Source organism: Tunturiibacter gelidiferens, assembly GCF_013410115.1.
Classification (GTDB): domain Bacteria; phylum Acidobacteriota; class Terriglobia; order Terriglobales; family Acidobacteriaceae; genus Edaphobacter; species Edaphobacter gelidiferens.
This window is the reverse complement of sequence record NZ_JACCCV010000001.1, coordinates 288,675-303,651: the sequence shown is the minus strand read 5'-3', so window position 1 is coordinate 303,651 and position 14,977 is coordinate 288,675. Positions and strand designations below refer to the sequence as shown.

12 protein-coding genes are annotated in these 14,977 nt (G+C 57.5%); 8 read left to right on the top strand and 4 right to left on the bottom strand.

All coding sequences use genetic code 11. The features are described 5' to 3' along the window. Positions 1-14 precede the first annotated feature (14 nt). Together HDF12_RS01245 and HDF12_RS01240 are read left to right on the top strand one after the other, a co-directional pair. Complete coding sequence (locus tag HDF12_RS01245; RefSeq protein ID WP_179583211.1) at positions 15-704, top strand: endonuclease III domain-containing protein; 690 nt, start codon at positions 15-17, stop codon at positions 702-704. A gap of 259 nt (positions 705-963) precedes the next feature. Continuing rightward, positions 964-4,662, top strand: a complete 3,699-nt coding sequence (locus HDF12_RS01240; protein WP_179580588.1) for a TonB-dependent receptor — start codon at positions 964-966, stop codon at positions 4,660-4,662. A 26-nt stretch (positions 4,663-4,688) separates the two neighbouring features. Here HDF12_RS01240 and HDF12_RS01235 read toward each other — a convergent pair whose 3' ends face one another. Continuing rightward, on the bottom strand, positions 4,689-5,285 hold the full coding sequence (locus HDF12_RS01235) for a hypothetical protein (protein ID WP_179580586.1): 597 nt from the start codon (positions 5,283-5,285) through the stop codon (positions 4,689-4,691). A 93-nt stretch (positions 5,286-5,378) separates the two neighbouring features. Between HDF12_RS01235 and HDF12_RS01230 the strand changes: the two genes are divergently transcribed. The 4 genes from HDF12_RS01230 to HDF12_RS01215 all read left to right on the top strand — a co-directional run bounded on the left by HDF12_RS01230 (position 5,379) and on the right by HDF12_RS01215 (position 8,998). After that, entirely contained in the window at positions 5,379-6,482 is a 1,104-nt protein-coding gene (locus tag HDF12_RS01230) for a nucleoside hydrolase (RefSeq protein ID WP_257025297.1), read from the top strand. Between the two features lie 114 nt (positions 6,483-6,596). Beyond that, positions 6,597-7,373, top strand: a complete 777-nt coding sequence (locus HDF12_RS01225; RefSeq protein ID WP_373563901.1) for an NIPSNAP family protein — start codon at positions 6,597-6,599, stop codon at positions 7,371-7,373. 49 nt (positions 7,374-7,422) lie between these two features. Continuing rightward, a complete protein-coding gene (locus tag HDF12_RS01220) occupies positions 7,423-8,331 on the top strand; it encodes a D-hexose-6-phosphate mutarotase (RefSeq protein ID WP_257025296.1) in 909 nt (302 codons plus the stop codon). Positions 8,332-8,398: 67 nt separating this feature from the next. After that, on the top strand, positions 8,399-8,998 hold the full coding sequence (locus HDF12_RS01215; protein WP_179580582.1) for a Maf family protein: 600 nt from the start codon (positions 8,399-8,401) through the stop codon (positions 8,996-8,998). A gap of 30 nt (positions 8,999-9,028) precedes the next feature. Here HDF12_RS01215 and HDF12_RS01210 read toward each other — a convergent pair whose 3' ends face one another. After that, positions 9,029-10,165, bottom strand: coding sequence for a M20 family metallopeptidase (locus HDF12_RS01210; protein ID WP_179580580.1), 1,137 nt, complete (start codon positions 10,163-10,165; stop codon positions 9,029-9,031). A 152-nt stretch (positions 10,166-10,317) separates the two neighbouring features. On the opposite strand from HDF12_RS01210, the gene lpxC reads away from it, so the two are divergent. Next, entirely contained in the window at positions 10,318-11,235 is a 918-nt protein-coding gene (gene lpxC / locus HDF12_RS01205) for a UDP-3-O-acyl-N-acetylglucosamine deacetylase (protein ID WP_179580578.1), read from the top strand. A gap of 90 nt (positions 11,236-11,325) precedes the next feature. Further along, positions 11,326-11,829: a 2-amino-4-hydroxy-6-hydroxymethyldihydropteridine diphosphokinase gene (folK, locus tag HDF12_RS01200; RefSeq protein ID WP_373563826.1), complete on the top strand. Its 504-nt coding sequence runs from the start codon at positions 11,326-11,328 to the stop codon at positions 11,827-11,829. A gap of 250 nt (positions 11,830-12,079) precedes the next feature. Here folK and HDF12_RS01195 read toward each other — a convergent pair whose 3' ends face one another. Next, on the bottom strand, positions 12,080-13,642 hold the full coding sequence (locus HDF12_RS01195; protein ID WP_179580576.1) for a phosphatase PAP2 family protein: 1,563 nt from the start codon (positions 13,640-13,642) through the stop codon (positions 12,080-12,082). Between the two features lie 8 nt (positions 13,643-13,650). Next, a complete protein-coding gene (locus HDF12_RS01190; protein ID WP_179580574.1) occupies positions 13,651-14,700 on the bottom strand; it encodes a transporter family protein in 1,050 nt (349 codons plus the stop codon). Positions 14,701-14,977 lie beyond the last annotated feature (277 nt).

Below are 14,977 nucleotides of genomic sequence, written 5' to 3'. Positions count from 1 at the left end.
ATAAATTCGAAGTGATGCTGGCCGCGCCGCTGTTTACGGATACGCGTTTGGAGGAGATTCATCGCCGGCTGGTGGAGTATTACGGTCGCCCACCAGAGCGCGAGGTGTGGGATCCGCTGAAGCAGTTCATATACTCGATGCTTTCGTCGCGGACGAAGACGGAGATCTCGCTGGAGGTCATCGACGATCTAGAAGAGCGCTTCGGAAGCTGGGAGAATCTTCGCAATGCCTCGATTCCGGAGATCGAAGATGCAATTCGGGCGGTGACATTTCCTGAACCGAAGGCGATCAATCTGAAGGCTGCGTTGGAGCAGATTACGCAGCGGTGCGGATCGCTCTCGCTGGATTTTCTCAAGGGGTATCGCACGGAGAAGATTCGTTTGTGGCTGGAACGCTTTGACGGCGTAGGTGTGAAGACCAGTGCGGCAGTGGTGAACTTCAGTACGTTACGACGCCGCGCGATCTGCGTCGATAGCCACCATCTTCGGGTGACACAGCGGCTGGGGTTTGTCGGTAAGAGTGCAGACGCACGGGAGACGGAGAGCAGGTTGATGGAGATGGCTCCTGCGGAGTGGTCGCCGGAGATGCTGGACGAGCACCACACTTTGATCAAGCTTCACGGCCAGCAGGTTTGTACGAAGAATCATCCGAAGTGCCATGCTTGTCCGGTGTTTGACGTCTGTCCTGCCGGCGCAGGTGGTTAGAGCAAATCGAAGCCAAAGGAAGTTGCGACCTGTTCCGATATGCCCACGTGGGAGCAAGGCAGTCGAGGTTAGGCAAAGCGCTCAAAACAGGGGTATTGGGGGAGCGGAATTTAAGAGGGATTGCACAGGTAACCCCGCCGTCCCCGGTTTCCTCTTGCGTACTGAATGATCATTCATGTAGAACATCGCGTCGTTAAAGTTGTCAGTCGGGCCGTCGCCAACGGAGTTGGGCCGGCTGACACAATGGGGAGCAACACGCATGTTCAATTCCAATTCGCGGCTTTTTTGTTTCAACGCTTTGGCCGCTGTTCTTCTTCTGGTGTGCTTTTTCTCCACTGTTCTGCAGGCCCAGAACATCTCTACGGCGCAGCTCAACGGTACTGTTCACGATCAGACCGGGGCTGTGATTCCCAACGCAGCCGTGACGATCTCGGATGAATCGAAGGGCTTCTCCCGTTCGACGACTACGGATGCGCAAGGAAACTACCGTCTGCTGCTGCTGCCGCCAGGTACGTACACCGTGAAGGCGACGGCCAACGGCTTCAACACGTACGTCAGCAAGAATGTGATTCTGACGACTGGTGAACAGGCCGAGCTTCCGCTCTCTCTTTCAGTGGGTACGACGCAGATTGTTACGGTTAGTTCAGGCGCGGACATCGTCGAGACGCAGCGGAGCTCCCAGTCCACGACGGTCGACCAGCTTCGTATCGATAACCTTCCGACGAACGGACGCAACTACATCAACTTCACTTTGACCAACTCGCAGATTGCGCGCGACGCTGCGCCTGCGGTTGGTGCGATTCCCACCTCTGGGCTCAACTTTGGCGGAGTTCGGGCGCGGTCTAACTCGATCAATGTCGATGGCGCCGATGCTGGGGACTATATCTCTGGCGGCACGCGGACGACGGTATCGCAGGATGCGGTGCAGGAGTTCCAGATCATTACGAATGGCTTTGCGGCGGAGTACGGTAGGGCGTCGGGCGGCGTAGTTAATATTGTGACTAAATCAGGCACAAATAAGACCCATGCGAGTGCTTTCGGGTTCCTGCGCAACCGCTATATTCAGGCGACGAACCCATTTTCGACCGTGGACCAGCCAGCGTATACGCGTGTTCAGGCGGGTTTCACCCTCGGCGGAGCGATCATACCTGACAAGACGTTTTACTTCTTCTCAACCGAGATTACGCGGCGGCAGGAGACGGGCTTTTCGGATATCGGATCGAACAACTTTGGGCTGACCAGCATCGATGTGAGCCGGTTCTATGGGGTTCCGGGCGGTGCGCTTACGATTCAGGGTACGCCGGAGCAGCAGGCGTTTCTGCAGAATGCAGCCGTTCCACCGAACACACCGGGAATTCAGCAATATATCGCTCTGGTCGGATCGGGATCTTCGCTGGCTACGACTGGGCAGAATCCTGCATTTCTGCAGTCTGCGATCGGCCCGAGGAACTTCGCGACTTCGGGCCAGGCAACACCAACTTCGTTTACGCCGCTCAACAGCCTGATCGGGAACTTTCCGGTGACCGAAAAGACCGAGGTCTATTCGCTGCGGATCGATCACAAGCTGACCAGCAATCAGCAGCTCGTTCTGCATGGCAGCGCGAGCCCTAGCTACATCACCGGCATACAAGAGAGTGCCGCAAACCAGAACCTTGGCGAGAATTCTTTCTCCCGCACGGCCACCCAGAGTCTGCACGACTTTGCGATCGCGGCCCAGTATACGGTTATTATCGGCAGCAACAAGGTGAACGATCTGCGTTTCCAGTATGCGCGCCACCCCGTGCTATTCGCGAACACGAACTCACCCGGCGGAGGCAGCACAGCGGTGAATATCCCTGGGTATGCGTACTTTGGCAAGACTCCCTTTTCGATTGTGAATCGCATTGAGAATCAGAACCAGCTGCAGGACAACTTTACTTACACGCGCGGTGCTCACACGTTCAAGGCGGGTATCGATCTTCGGTATATTCCGATCAATCTGCTGCAGGGGCAGCTCTATGGTGGTGGCGACTATACCTTTGCCGGTTTGAATGCGACCGATGTTTCGCCGTTGCTTGCGGGTTTGCCAGGGTTCTCGGCCATTCAGGCTTATGGTCTGGGGATTCCGCAGTCCTTCGCGCAGGGCATTGGACAGACGACGTACAAGTATGACCTGAAGACGCTTGGTGCTTTTCTGCAGGATAGTTGGCGCGCTACCAGCAGAATGACGTTGAATCTTGGGGTTCGGTATGACATTGAGGCTTTCCCGACGCAGCTTGCTTTGAACAGCAATACGAATCAAGCCGAGAGAATCTATGGGATTCGCGAAGGCATTCGACTGCAGCCTCTGAACTTTGCTCCCAGAATAGGGATTGCCTATGATCTGCGGGGAGATGCGAAGACGGTAATTCGCGCTAACTACGGGCTGTTCTATGATCGCGCCCCTGGAAATCTTGAATCGCAATCGACGAGCTTCAATTCGACGAAGGTTCCGCTCGTCATTCTCGGGGGTGGAGCTCCTTGCAGCATAGCGAGTCCAAATGCTGCGGCAAGTCCGCTGAATTTGAACGCCACCAATGCGTTTCAGGGATCGCTGGGGAACCCGAACTGTCTTGGCGCGAGCGCGGCCGGGGTGAACTATCTTGCAAGCCAACAGCGGTTCGATCCTAACAACTCGAACTCCGTCTTCGTCAACCAGAACTTTCTGGCGACTGGATTCCCTTTGGCGATTCTTCCTTCTGGCTTGCCTGCAGATTTGTTCTACAAGACGCCTTATGTGCAGCAGATGTCGTTTGGAGTTGAGCAGGATCTGGGGCACGATACTTCGTTGAACGTCGCGTTTACTTCGACTGGGGGCCGGCATCTGAACCGTCCGATCAACGTGAATCCTGTGAATCCGCAGTTGCTGACAGCCAACTGGCGCAATGCGGTGAACGCGGTGAAGGCGGGAACGGCAGCACCTGGAACGGCCAGTCCGACCTCGAATCCGTTGACTGTCGGGACGGCGGCTGGGGTCAATCCCTGTGGAGCGGGCCCTACAGGTCCCTTTGTTACGCCAGCGCTGCTGAACTTCTTTCGCCCATCCGGGCTGAATACTTCACTTGCGACGTTCCTCGCGAATCCGAATGTGGGCGGTGGGCAGTGCGTTGCTTTGGCGAGCGAGATCGCTGCGGCGGATGGACTAGGCGTCGGCATTCCTGTTCCGTTCGGCGATATGTCGCCCAATCTGACGACCGGAAGCTCGAGCTATAACGCTCTGAGCGTGAATTTGAGGAAGCGCCTTTCGACGAACTATGAGTTTCTGGTCAGCTACACGTGGTCCCACGCGATCGACGACTCTACTGATGTGGTTTCGACGTCAGATGCACCTCAGAGCAACTTCGCGCCGAATGCGGAACGCAGCACTTCGACGTTTGACCAACGCCATCGCTTTGTACTCTCGGGCGTGTACAACACGGGTCATCTTGGAGGTTCGGGATTTGTTCCTGTGATTTTCTCCGGCGTGACGGTGGCGCCGATCTTTGAGGTCTCCTCGGGGAGGCCGTTCAACATCCTGACGGGAACGGACACGAACTTTGACTTCGATCCGCTGACAGATCGGCCGAACGCGGTCGCTCGTGACAGCGCACCCACCAGCTGCGGCACGGCTCCGGTGCTCTCCAAGTACTCTCCGACTGGGGCGTTCAATCTGCCGTGCTACGCGGATGCGCCGCCAGATGCAGGGCCTGCGAGCAGCTATTACGCCGGCAATCTTGGCCGCAACGTTGGGGTGAAACCGTATAACGTGTTTACGGATCTTCGACTAGCGAAGGCGTTCATGTTCCCGCACGAGATCGCGCTGCAGGTGTCGATGGATGTCTTCAACATCATTAACAAAAACAATACTTTGGATGTGAACCTGCTTTATACCGCGGCCGGTACGCCGACTGCAGCATCCGATCCGCGTCAGTTTCAGTTTGGAGCCCGTCTTTCGTTCTAGCTGATGAGCCATGCTGAAATTTCGGATTAGTTCACCTTCAGGTTTGCGTCGGCGTCCATCACGAGCGACTCGCCTTCGACCAGCAGGGAGTGTAGTTTCAGCGAGTCGAGCGAGAGGGCGTAGCCGGTGGTTTCGGTCGAGCGGCTGAGGAGCTGACGCATCAGCACGGCGGCGTTGACCTTCATCTGTGCGGGGACCTTGTGGCTCAGAAAGGGTGCGAGGATGAAGTTCAGCTCCCTGGATTCGCTGAGCTTTTCGATTCGTGCGTCGCGAAATCCGATGCTCTCTTCTTCTGCTTCGGGGATTAGCGAGACGTCGGTGTCGGTAGTGAGCGAGACACCGAGGCAGGCGCCACGGACAGAGGTGCCAAGCTTCGATTTGGCATGAACATGGACGACGATGCGGTCCTGGACGAAGGTGACGTGGGGTGATTCGGCGTAGACATAACAGGGCGAGGCGGCATCGCCACGGATGTAGTAGCGGCCCTGTGGACCGTTGAACAGCTGTGCTCGCAGGGTGCGCTCCAAGGCCTGCGCGGAGACCTTCACCTCGATCGCCGAGGCAGGGTGAGGCGCAGAGAAAAGAAGAGCAAAGAGGAGCAGGCAGAGCGGAATTCGGCGCATGTTGTTTAAAGCATAACGGCAGTTGCGATGGAGAGCTTGTTCGTTATCTTTGCGACCCCCATCTGTCGGGATGGCTGGTAATCTGTGCTGATCATGAGTCGAAGATCTTCTCTATTCCTCGTCACGGTTTTTTTCGCTGCGATCTCGCAGCTTTCAAACGCTCAGGCCAGGCGCATGGTCTTGATCGACCAGGACGGTTCCGGCCCTGGCGGCTCCAACCAGATGGCGATGATGGTGCTGCTGCAGTCCCCGCAGGCCGAGGTGCTGGGCATCACCATGGTGAGCGGGAACGCGTGGGAGCCGGAGGAGGTGCAGCATACTCTGCGTATGCTCGAACTGGTTCATCGGCCGGATGTTCCCGTTGTGCCGGGCGCGATCTTTCCGCTGGTCAGGACCGAGGAAGAGTCGAAGGTTCAGCAGCAACTCTATGGGACTTTTCCCTGGTATGGGGCGTGGGGCGACCTTGCTGCGACAACGAGCCGGCAATCTTATCATGGGCCGTACGTCGTGCCGAAGTTGGCTGAGGGCGAGCCTGCGCTGAAGCCCCTGGCGGAGGACGCTGCGCACTTCCTTGTTCGTCAGGTCCATGCGCATCCGCATCAGGTTACGATCTACGCCGCCGGCCCGCTCACCAACATTGCGCTCGCGATCACGATTGACCCGCACTTCGCCGAACTTACGCAGGGCATCGTGATCATGGGTGGCAGTCTGAGTCCGCAGACGGGCGATCCTGAGTTTGCTAACAATCCTCGACACGAGTTCAACTTCTGGTTCGATCCCGAGGCCGCGCACATTACGCTTCGCGCCCACTGGCCGCGTATTGATCTGACGACGGTCGACATCTCCATCAAGACAGGCTTCACCAAGGAGATGCTGGGCGAGATTGCTCGTTCGCCTAACCCCGGAGCGAAGTATCTGGCCGCTTACACGGGCGAGTTTTACTACCTATGGGACGAGCTTGCGGCCGCTGCGTGGCTGGATCCAGCGATCATCACCAAGGAGGAAAAGCTGTACGTTGATGTGGACCTGACTCGAGGGCCGTTTTATGGAGACACGCTTTCGTGGACTTCGGCCAACAAGCCTCAACTCGATCTGCAGCTGGTTCATGTACAGACAGACCTCGATTTGCCGCGATTCAACAAGCTCTTCGTCGAACTGATGAAGGGGCCGCCTCAGCCTGGCTCTCCAGTGAATTAACCATAGGCGCTTTGGCGTTAACCCGTGCCGGAGTCTGTATCCTGTAAGGAGAGACTCAGTCCTGTATCGACGGGATATTGGTCCACGGGAGGCTTGATGGAAAGGCGTGAATTCTTGACCGCATCTCTTGCAACTTCAGCGCTCGCACTCGCGAATCAGGGGTCGGCTCAGACTTCATCCGGCAAACCGCGCGAATTCTATGAGATTCGCAGGTACCATTTGCAGACCGGTCCACAGATTAAGCTCACCGACAGTTACATATCAGAAGCATTGATTCCAGCATTGAATCGAATGGGCATTGCGCCGGTTGGGGCCTTCCATCTGGACATTGGGCCGGAGACGCCGACGCTATATCTTTTGCTGCCATGCTCAAAGCTGGAGACGCTCGTCTCGGCTGAACTGCAACTTGTACATGATGAGCAGTTCATGAAGGCGGCAGAGCCGTTCTGGAATGCGCCAGCGACTGCACCCGCCTTTCAGCGCATCGAGAGCTCGCTTCATATTGCGTTTGAAGGTTGGCCGAAGTTGACTCCGCCAGTAGCAACGGTAGAGCACGGCAAAAGAATATTTCAACTGCGCACCTACGAAAGTCCCAGCAATCAGGACCATATTCGCAAGGTCGAGATGTTTCATCACGGGGAGTTCGACATCTTTCAGCGTGCAGGATTCGGCCAGGTCTTCTACGGCGATACGCTAATCGGTCCGCGAATGCCGAACCTTACCTACATGCTCAGCTTTTCGGATCTGACCGAGCTCAACGTCAAATGGGACAAATTCCGTACCGATCCCGAGTGGACCAAGTTGAAGAGCTCGCCGCGTTATAACTTTGAGGAGATCGTGAGTAACATCTCAAATCTGATATTGAGCCCGATGGCTTACTCGCAGATATGACTCGCGCCAGCGATTCTGTTCGTCAAGGCAAGCGTAAGGAAAAAAAGAAATGATGGATATCAACCAATTGAACGAACACTTTGGCCTGCCGGGTGTTCTCGCATTTCACGCAACGGAAGGTGGTCTTGTACGTGCCGACATTACGACGCCACACGCGACTGCGACCGTATACCTGCAAGGCGCGCACCTGACCGCGTGGCAGCCTGCGGGCCATCAGCCTGCGATCTTTACCAGCCGCAAGACCGATCTGGCACCAGGGAAGGCAATTCGCGGCGGAGTGCCGATTGCGTTTCCGTGGTTTGCAACGCGTCACGACGGAAAGACAGGGCCTTCGCACGGATTCGCGCGAATTCAGGACTGGACGCTCGCGTTTGCTGCGCTGGCTGGTGAGGATCTGCACCTTACCTTTACGCTCGGGGCTAACGATCTCAGCCGCAGTCTCGGATACGATCACTTCCATCTTGGCTATCAGCTCACCATCGGACGCACCCTGACGATGCAGCTGACGGTGGCCAACGATGCGGATACACCGCTTGTCTTTGAGGAGGCGCTGCATACTTACTATGCAGTCGCGGATGTTCACGAGATCGCCATTGCAGGTCTGGATGGAGTCAGCTATCTCGACAAGGTCGATAGCTTCAAGGAGAAGGTGCAGCACGGCGATATCACCGTGACCGGTCCAACAGATCGCGTCTACCTGGACACGACCGCTACCTGCACGCTGAGTGATCCTGTGCGCAAACGGCGAATTGCTGTTGCAAAGACAGGCTCCAACACTACGGTCGTGTGGAACCCCTGGGAGTCGGGAGCGGCGAAGTTGGCGGATATGGACCCTTCGGAGTGGCATGAGTTTGTCGCGATTGAGACGGTCAACGCGGCGACCGATGCGATCACGCTCGCTCCGGGCGCTACGTACACCATGCAGGCGCGGGTCACCTTGGATAAGCTTCATGGCTAGCGGACTTCGATAGAGCAGAGGCGACGATTTTGCAGATCCGCCGCTGTGTCGATACTCTCAGAGAGTGATGCTCATCCTCGCCTCTGCTTCTCCTCGTCGTCACGAACTTCTAACGCAGGCGGGTCTCACCTTTAGAGCCGAGGCCGCGAACCTGAACGAAGACCTGTTACCGAATGAGGCTGCCGCAGCTTATGTGCAACGGCTTGCCGAAGAGAAGGCGCAAGCTGTGTGGAACGCGCACAGAGCGTCGGATCGTTCTGAGGATCCTCTGGTAGTTCTTGGCGCGGATACGTGCGTCGTTGTAGAGGGACACATTCTGGGGAAGCCGGCCGACAGTGCCGATGCACGACGTATGCTGGAGTTGCTGAGCGGGCGCACACACGCAGTGTTGACGGGCATCGCTGCGATCACGGCGAAAAAGACAGTGCGCGATCTCGACATCACTCAGGTGACATTCAACGTAATCACTGACGCGGAGGTTGGACGATACATCTCCAGTGGCGAGCCGCTCGATAAGGCGGGGGCCTACGCGATTCAGGGCTACGCAGCACGGTGGATACCTCGGATCGAGGGCTGCTACTTCAATGTTGTCGGCCTGCCGATCGCTCGCACCATCGCGTTGCTGGCTCAGGCTCAACTGGATACGCCCGTCGCGGAGAAGGTGTAGATCGACGACTGGCTGATACCGGCTGGTCGCTCACTCGATGCTGGCGATCATGGCCGCGAGCAGAGCCGTTCGCGGTACGAGGTGCTCGATGACGACGGACTCGTGTGCGGCGTGGGCGCCATCGCCCACAGCGCCCATCCCGTCGAGCGTTGGCACACCGAGGGCAGCGGTGAAGTTGCCGTCGGAGCCGCCGCCGGTAGACGCCTCCTCAAGGCTAAAGCCAATTTCGGCGGCGAGTTCCCGCGCTTTTTTGAAGAGGGCGATGGTTCCCGACTTGCGTTCCATCGGGGGACGATTGATGCCGCCAGTTATTGTGAGTTTGCAGTGGGGGTCTGAGACCTTGAGTTTCCGGAAAAGCCTGTCGACGTAGGCGGCGTCACTAGCCTTCGCGATACGGACGTCGACCTCCGCGGAGGCGTGCGACGGGACGACATTGGACCGCGTTCCACCAGCGATGACACCACAATTCACCGTCAGTTTGCGCTGCAGATTTGTGAATCCGGAGATGGTTTGGACCAGCTTTGTGAGTTCAAGAATCGCGGAGTGGCCGCGCTCAAAGTCGACGCCGCTATGTGCTCCGACTCCGGTAACCTGCACATTGTATTGGCCTACGCCCTTTCGGGCAGTCTTATAAGCCAACCCCTGGGCCGGCTCCAGCACCAACACGACAGACGAATCTCCGGCCAGCTTCTCGGTTATTGGCCGCGAAATAGTGCTTCCGACCTCCTCGTCGCTGTTGAGCAGGAGCGTTATCGGGTGAGCTAACTTCAACTGTTGCAATGATCTAACGGCTGCCAGAGCCATTACGACTCCGGCCTTCATGTCTAATACGCCTGGTCCCCAAAGTCTCCCGTTTGCCTTTCGCCATGGCATTGACTTTAGTGTGCCGAGGGGCCAGACGGTGTCGAGATGCCCCAATAGGAGGATAGGTTTTTGTTTGGAGCGCGAGGGGCCGAAGCGGAGCTCCAGAACGTCGCCGAATTGATGCTGTCTATGGCGTTTGGATCGGGCACCTATCTCTTCAGCCCATTGTTCGACAAGGCCGACGGCTGCGTTAACTGCCTGCGGGTCTTCACTTGGAGATTCCTGCTGGACGAGAGCTCGGAGGGTCTCTTCGATTAATCCCTCCTGGTTCTCCACGGCGCTGAGGATCGCTTTGGGGTCCATGGACGGATGTTATAGCAAGCAAAAGGATTAGTTGACCACATGTTGAGGAAAAAAGTAGTCATCCTCTCAGGGAACTGTGGCTTATTTGCCACAACGGGAAGAGTTCTTTCCGCTGTAGTCTCGGAGATGGTTCTATCCGGAGACGCCTACTCGTGGCATTGGAAGCTCATTTTGAGCAGACAATTCGTTCGGAGATAGAGTTCAGCGGTATCGGCTTACACAGCGGGGCGCCTGTGCTGATGCGATTGGTCCCGGCGCCGGCTGGATCTGGTATCGTCTTTCGTCGCACCGACTTAGACAACTTCGAGATCGCAGCGATCGGGCGGAATGTCGCCAAAGTCAGTTACGCGACGAGCCTGATGCGGCAGAGTGTTTTGATCTCAACTACTGAACATCTGCTCTCTGCTCTCATCGGCTTTGGTGTGGATAACGTGATCGTCGAGGTGGATAACCTCGAGGTTCCGATTCTGGATGGAAGCTCTTTGCCCTATGTGCAAGCATTTCATTCTGTTGGGCTTAAGCAGCAACGGCGTAAACGGGAGTACCTAAAGATTTTAAAAGAGGTTGAGGTGCGGGAGGGATCGAAGTTTATCGGGGTCTATCCGGGGTCGGGCTATCGAATTCAGTACACGATCGACTTCCCGCAACCTATTGGGTATGAGACGTTTAGGGGGGATCTTGCGACTGGGGACTATGTTAAATTAATTGCTCCCGCGCGTACTTTCGGATTTAAGGAGGATGAGGGTATGTTGCGGGATATGGGCCTGATTCGTGGAGTTTCGGATGAGAGCGCCATTATTCTTTCGCGGCAAGGTGTTGTAAATGGGCCACTTCGCTTCAATGACGAGTTTGTCCGGCACAAAGTGCTGGATTTGATTGGGGATTTGGCGTTGGCGGGGCGTCGGATTCAGGGCCATGTGGTGGCCGAGCGGGCTGGACATGCGATGCATACTGCTCTTGTGCAACGACTTATGCGAGACAGGTCGGCATGGGAGCTGGCGCATGGGTACGATGAGGTAGCAGAGCCGGCCAGGGTGATGGGCCAGTTGCAACCAGCTACGGTTTCGTGATTTTGCGGTCGAAACGCGTGGTTTGTTGATGGTGGATCGTGGTGACGATGTGGTGATTTGTGTGGCTGCTAAGCCCCGTTTTCGAGCGGGGTGGGCGTGAAGGCTGTGGCGGCGATCGCGTTGGGGTCGAACCTGGAATCGTCCTTCGGGGACCGTGAGGCGAATCTGGAGGAGGCGGTGCGGTTGATCCGACCGCTGGGTGAGGTGACGGCGGTCTCGTCGTTTTACGATACGGAGCCGGTGGGGTTTCTGGATCAGCCTAGATTCCTGAATGCTGCTTTGCTGCTTGAGACTGAGTTGGAGCCGGTGACTTTGCTAAGGGAGCTGCTTGTGGTGGAGCGGGCGATGGGGCGGGAGCGAGTTGGGGCTGTGGCGAAGGGCCCGCGGGTGATCGATCTGGATCTGTTGCTATATGTCGATGCAGAGGGGCATGCAGCGGTGATGGAGACCGAGGATCTGGTGCTGCCGCATCCGGAGATGCAGGCGCGAAGATTTGTGCTGGAGCCGCTGGCGGAGATTGCGCCGGAGATGGTGCATCCGGTGTCTGGGCTGACCGTTCGGGAGATGCTGGATAGCTTACGCTCGGATTCTTGATTCATTGATGAGCCGGCGGAGTTGTGGCCGGATGGAAGAAGGCAATTCAGTCGTTGCGGCTTCGCCTTCACTCCGGCCTTCGGCAGAGCGGAGCCTACTCATCGCGCAAGTGCGACGCGATGAATGGGGCACTCGGCTTTCCCTTGATTGGCGAATCGATCCACTGTGGCCCTCCCAGTGGTCGGGAGGGCCATAGTGATCTCGCGCTGCGCGGACTTAGCTTGCGTTTTACGTCTTCCGTCTGTCGTTTTTAGTTCGCTCCGTCTGCCTTTGCAAACCTGACCGTGTAGTCTCCGATTCTCTTGCCATGATCCATTCCAACTTCGATATCCGAACGATAGTGGATGCCCGCGTAGAGCCTGGACATGGCGGCCTCCTGCATCTGCGCTTGAAAGTAGGTTGCCCCGTCGGGGAAGAGATAGGACAAGACATCGGAGCCTGCGGCGGAGAAGTCTGAGTGGCCTGAGACGTAGGATGGAAAGTTTGGAAGTCCGGTCTGGGTCTTGATGGAGGGATCGAGCTGCGAGGGTCGGGGGTTGAAGTAAAAGTACTTCGCATCCCAGCAGCCAACGGCGGCGTCATGGAGTGCCATATTGAGCAGCGCGAAGACGCGTGAGGCGCGAACCTCGCTGAAACTGGCAGCGCTGATGTACGGCTCGGCGATGGCGTCCCAGTGGCCGGGAGGAGTTACGGTACTGACTCCATCGGCCCATTTGTAGACCGTCGCCTGCTGGTCGCGGGTAAGACTGTTGACGATGCTTTTCACTTCGGCGGTTTCGGTCTGCATTTGAGGGGATGAGGTGGATGGAGGCGGACCCGGCCGCTCGTTCACGATGTCGTTGGGAGTCATCATCCACGCCTTGACCTTGCCGAAGACGGGGAGCATGGGCGGGCGAGGTGGACCGTCCTGGCTGATCCAGGGGATCTCTCCGCGCGCGGTTGCATTGTCGGCGAGGGACTGCCAGAGAGCAGCGTTTCCGCCGGCTGCCTTCATTCCGTCGGAGGCGGCGCGGGCAGCGAAGACGGCGGCGACGGCTTTGCCCAGGGCTACTCCCGCGGCGATGTCGCTGGCGGACGCTCTGCCGGAGATGAGGGCGACTTGTTGCTGCTCGGCTGCCTTGGCGTTGATCTCATCGACCGAGGTGGGGAAGAGGAGCGTGAGCAGAGCAACGTTGACTCCTGCTTCGACGGCATCTTCGGAGGGGTAGGAGGGAATGTCGCTGGTCGGCAGCAGCGCCTTGATGCTGGTGTCCGCTTTGAAGGGGGAGGGGCGATTGTACAGGTACTTGTAGTACCACGCGGCCTTGAGGGCCTCAAACTGCGCGACAGAGACGTAACTGTAGGCGCGTGCCGCGTAGGGAGGGTTACTGAACGGATATTGCGGATTCGCGAATGGATTTGCGGGATTTGGAACGGGATAGCTTCCGTCCGGATTTGGAGAGGGCGGCAGATCGGAGCGCGCTGCAATCTCCCGCATGATCTGATTCCAACGGAGGACGCCGCCGCTGCTCCAATAGGTGATGGCGGTCTTTTGCGCATCGGTGAGGCTGGCCTGTGCGGCCTTGATGGATGCTAACTCAGACTGATAGCCGGGGTCGCTTACAGGGGCCGGGGCTGTCACAGGGATCTGCGTGGGACCTGAGAGAACGATCATCTTCCATGATCCGGCGTTGGCGTCGGTGTTCGCCGGAGTGACTGTCGGCAAGGGCTCGGAAGAGGGGATGTCCTTGCTACAGCTGGAGGTGCTCAGGGCCAGGGCAAGGAAGATTGCGGCTGAGATCGATGCGCGGAAGAGAGGCGTTTTCCTGGTCATTCTCATTGTCACGGGGTGGCTCGCTTTTCGAAAGGAAGGGTATACATGAGGCCGGTGGTGAAGGTGTTGGCTTGTCCAACGTTGCGGCCTTGAAAGGTGTTGGAGTAGATGAACCAGTACTGAAGGGCTCTTACTTTCGGGACCGGGACCTTGATCGTTGCGCCTGCTTTGGAGAAGTTGGTGCGGTTGGAGACGAAGGGCATATCCTGAGGGCGGATGTCACCGCCTCCGCGGGCTTGCTGTACGGAGAAGTCGCCTAAGAGCGAAACGTCGTTTTTGCGATAGCCGACGCTGGTGCCGTAGTTGAAGAGGTTGGGCATCGCGACCTGATTGCTGAGATAGAGCTGTCCGTTGGTGTAGTAGCTGGAGCGGTCGAGCGTTACGTTGCCGCGGAAGTTGTAGGCGGCGGTGCCGTTGAGATAGAGGCCACGCCTGCCCAGATAGTTCAAGGTGGCGCGTCCGGAGAGAGTCTTGCTGTTGGTGCCGAGCGAGAGCGGTTGAAGGTCGGGGGTGTAGTTGGTCATGGGGAGGGTGCCCGAGAGAACGGCGATCGCTCGTAGCGCGCCGAATTTGCCGACGGGAATGCTGAGGAGTTTGTACTTTGCTGCGAGGGTGAGGTCCTGAAATCCGGACTGGCCGTGGAGAACGCCCTTGCTTGCGTCGGTCCAAACGTAGGGAACGTTGATGATGAAGTCGAGTCGGCTGGTCACGCCGTAGTTGGCTGCCATGGTGACGGTCTGCGTCGTGATGGTGCCGATGTTTCCGTTGACGCGTTGGAGGTTCCCCTGCCAGTAGTTGTCCCAACTGTCGTGCGTGTAGAGGGCGCCTGCACAGAGGGACCTCTTCGCCAGCATGATGCCGTCGTCGATGGTCTGGGCGTGAAGCGATGGGCAGAGCATAGACAGGAATGTAAGACAGGCGGGAAGGGTGGCCTTCCGCCCTTTGGGTCTGGGGCTGCGTTCGGCGAGGATGAATCGGCGACGGGAGAAGAGGAGCGGCAGGCGCCTTGGTAGCGGGTTTTTAGACCCGGACGATGCTGGCGCGTGATTCGAAGTCATGGTCGTTCTCCGTGTCGTGAGAGGAAAGCATACGCACGACTTCTTGCGGAGCTTAGCGGTCATCGTGTGACTGCGAAGCCTGGCTGCGAAGAGATTCGTATACCCTGGTCACGAGGGAGTTTATGCGCCCACGCGGGTGCTGTCTTCAACTCAAAGGATGGTTTTTCTATCCATCGTGTGGGGGACGGACTTTGTGCCGGGGGTATGCCGGGGTACACTCTGAGAATCCTCGCGGGCGGTTCTGCTCGCTTGCAAATTTTTGAATGGAGCTTTGATT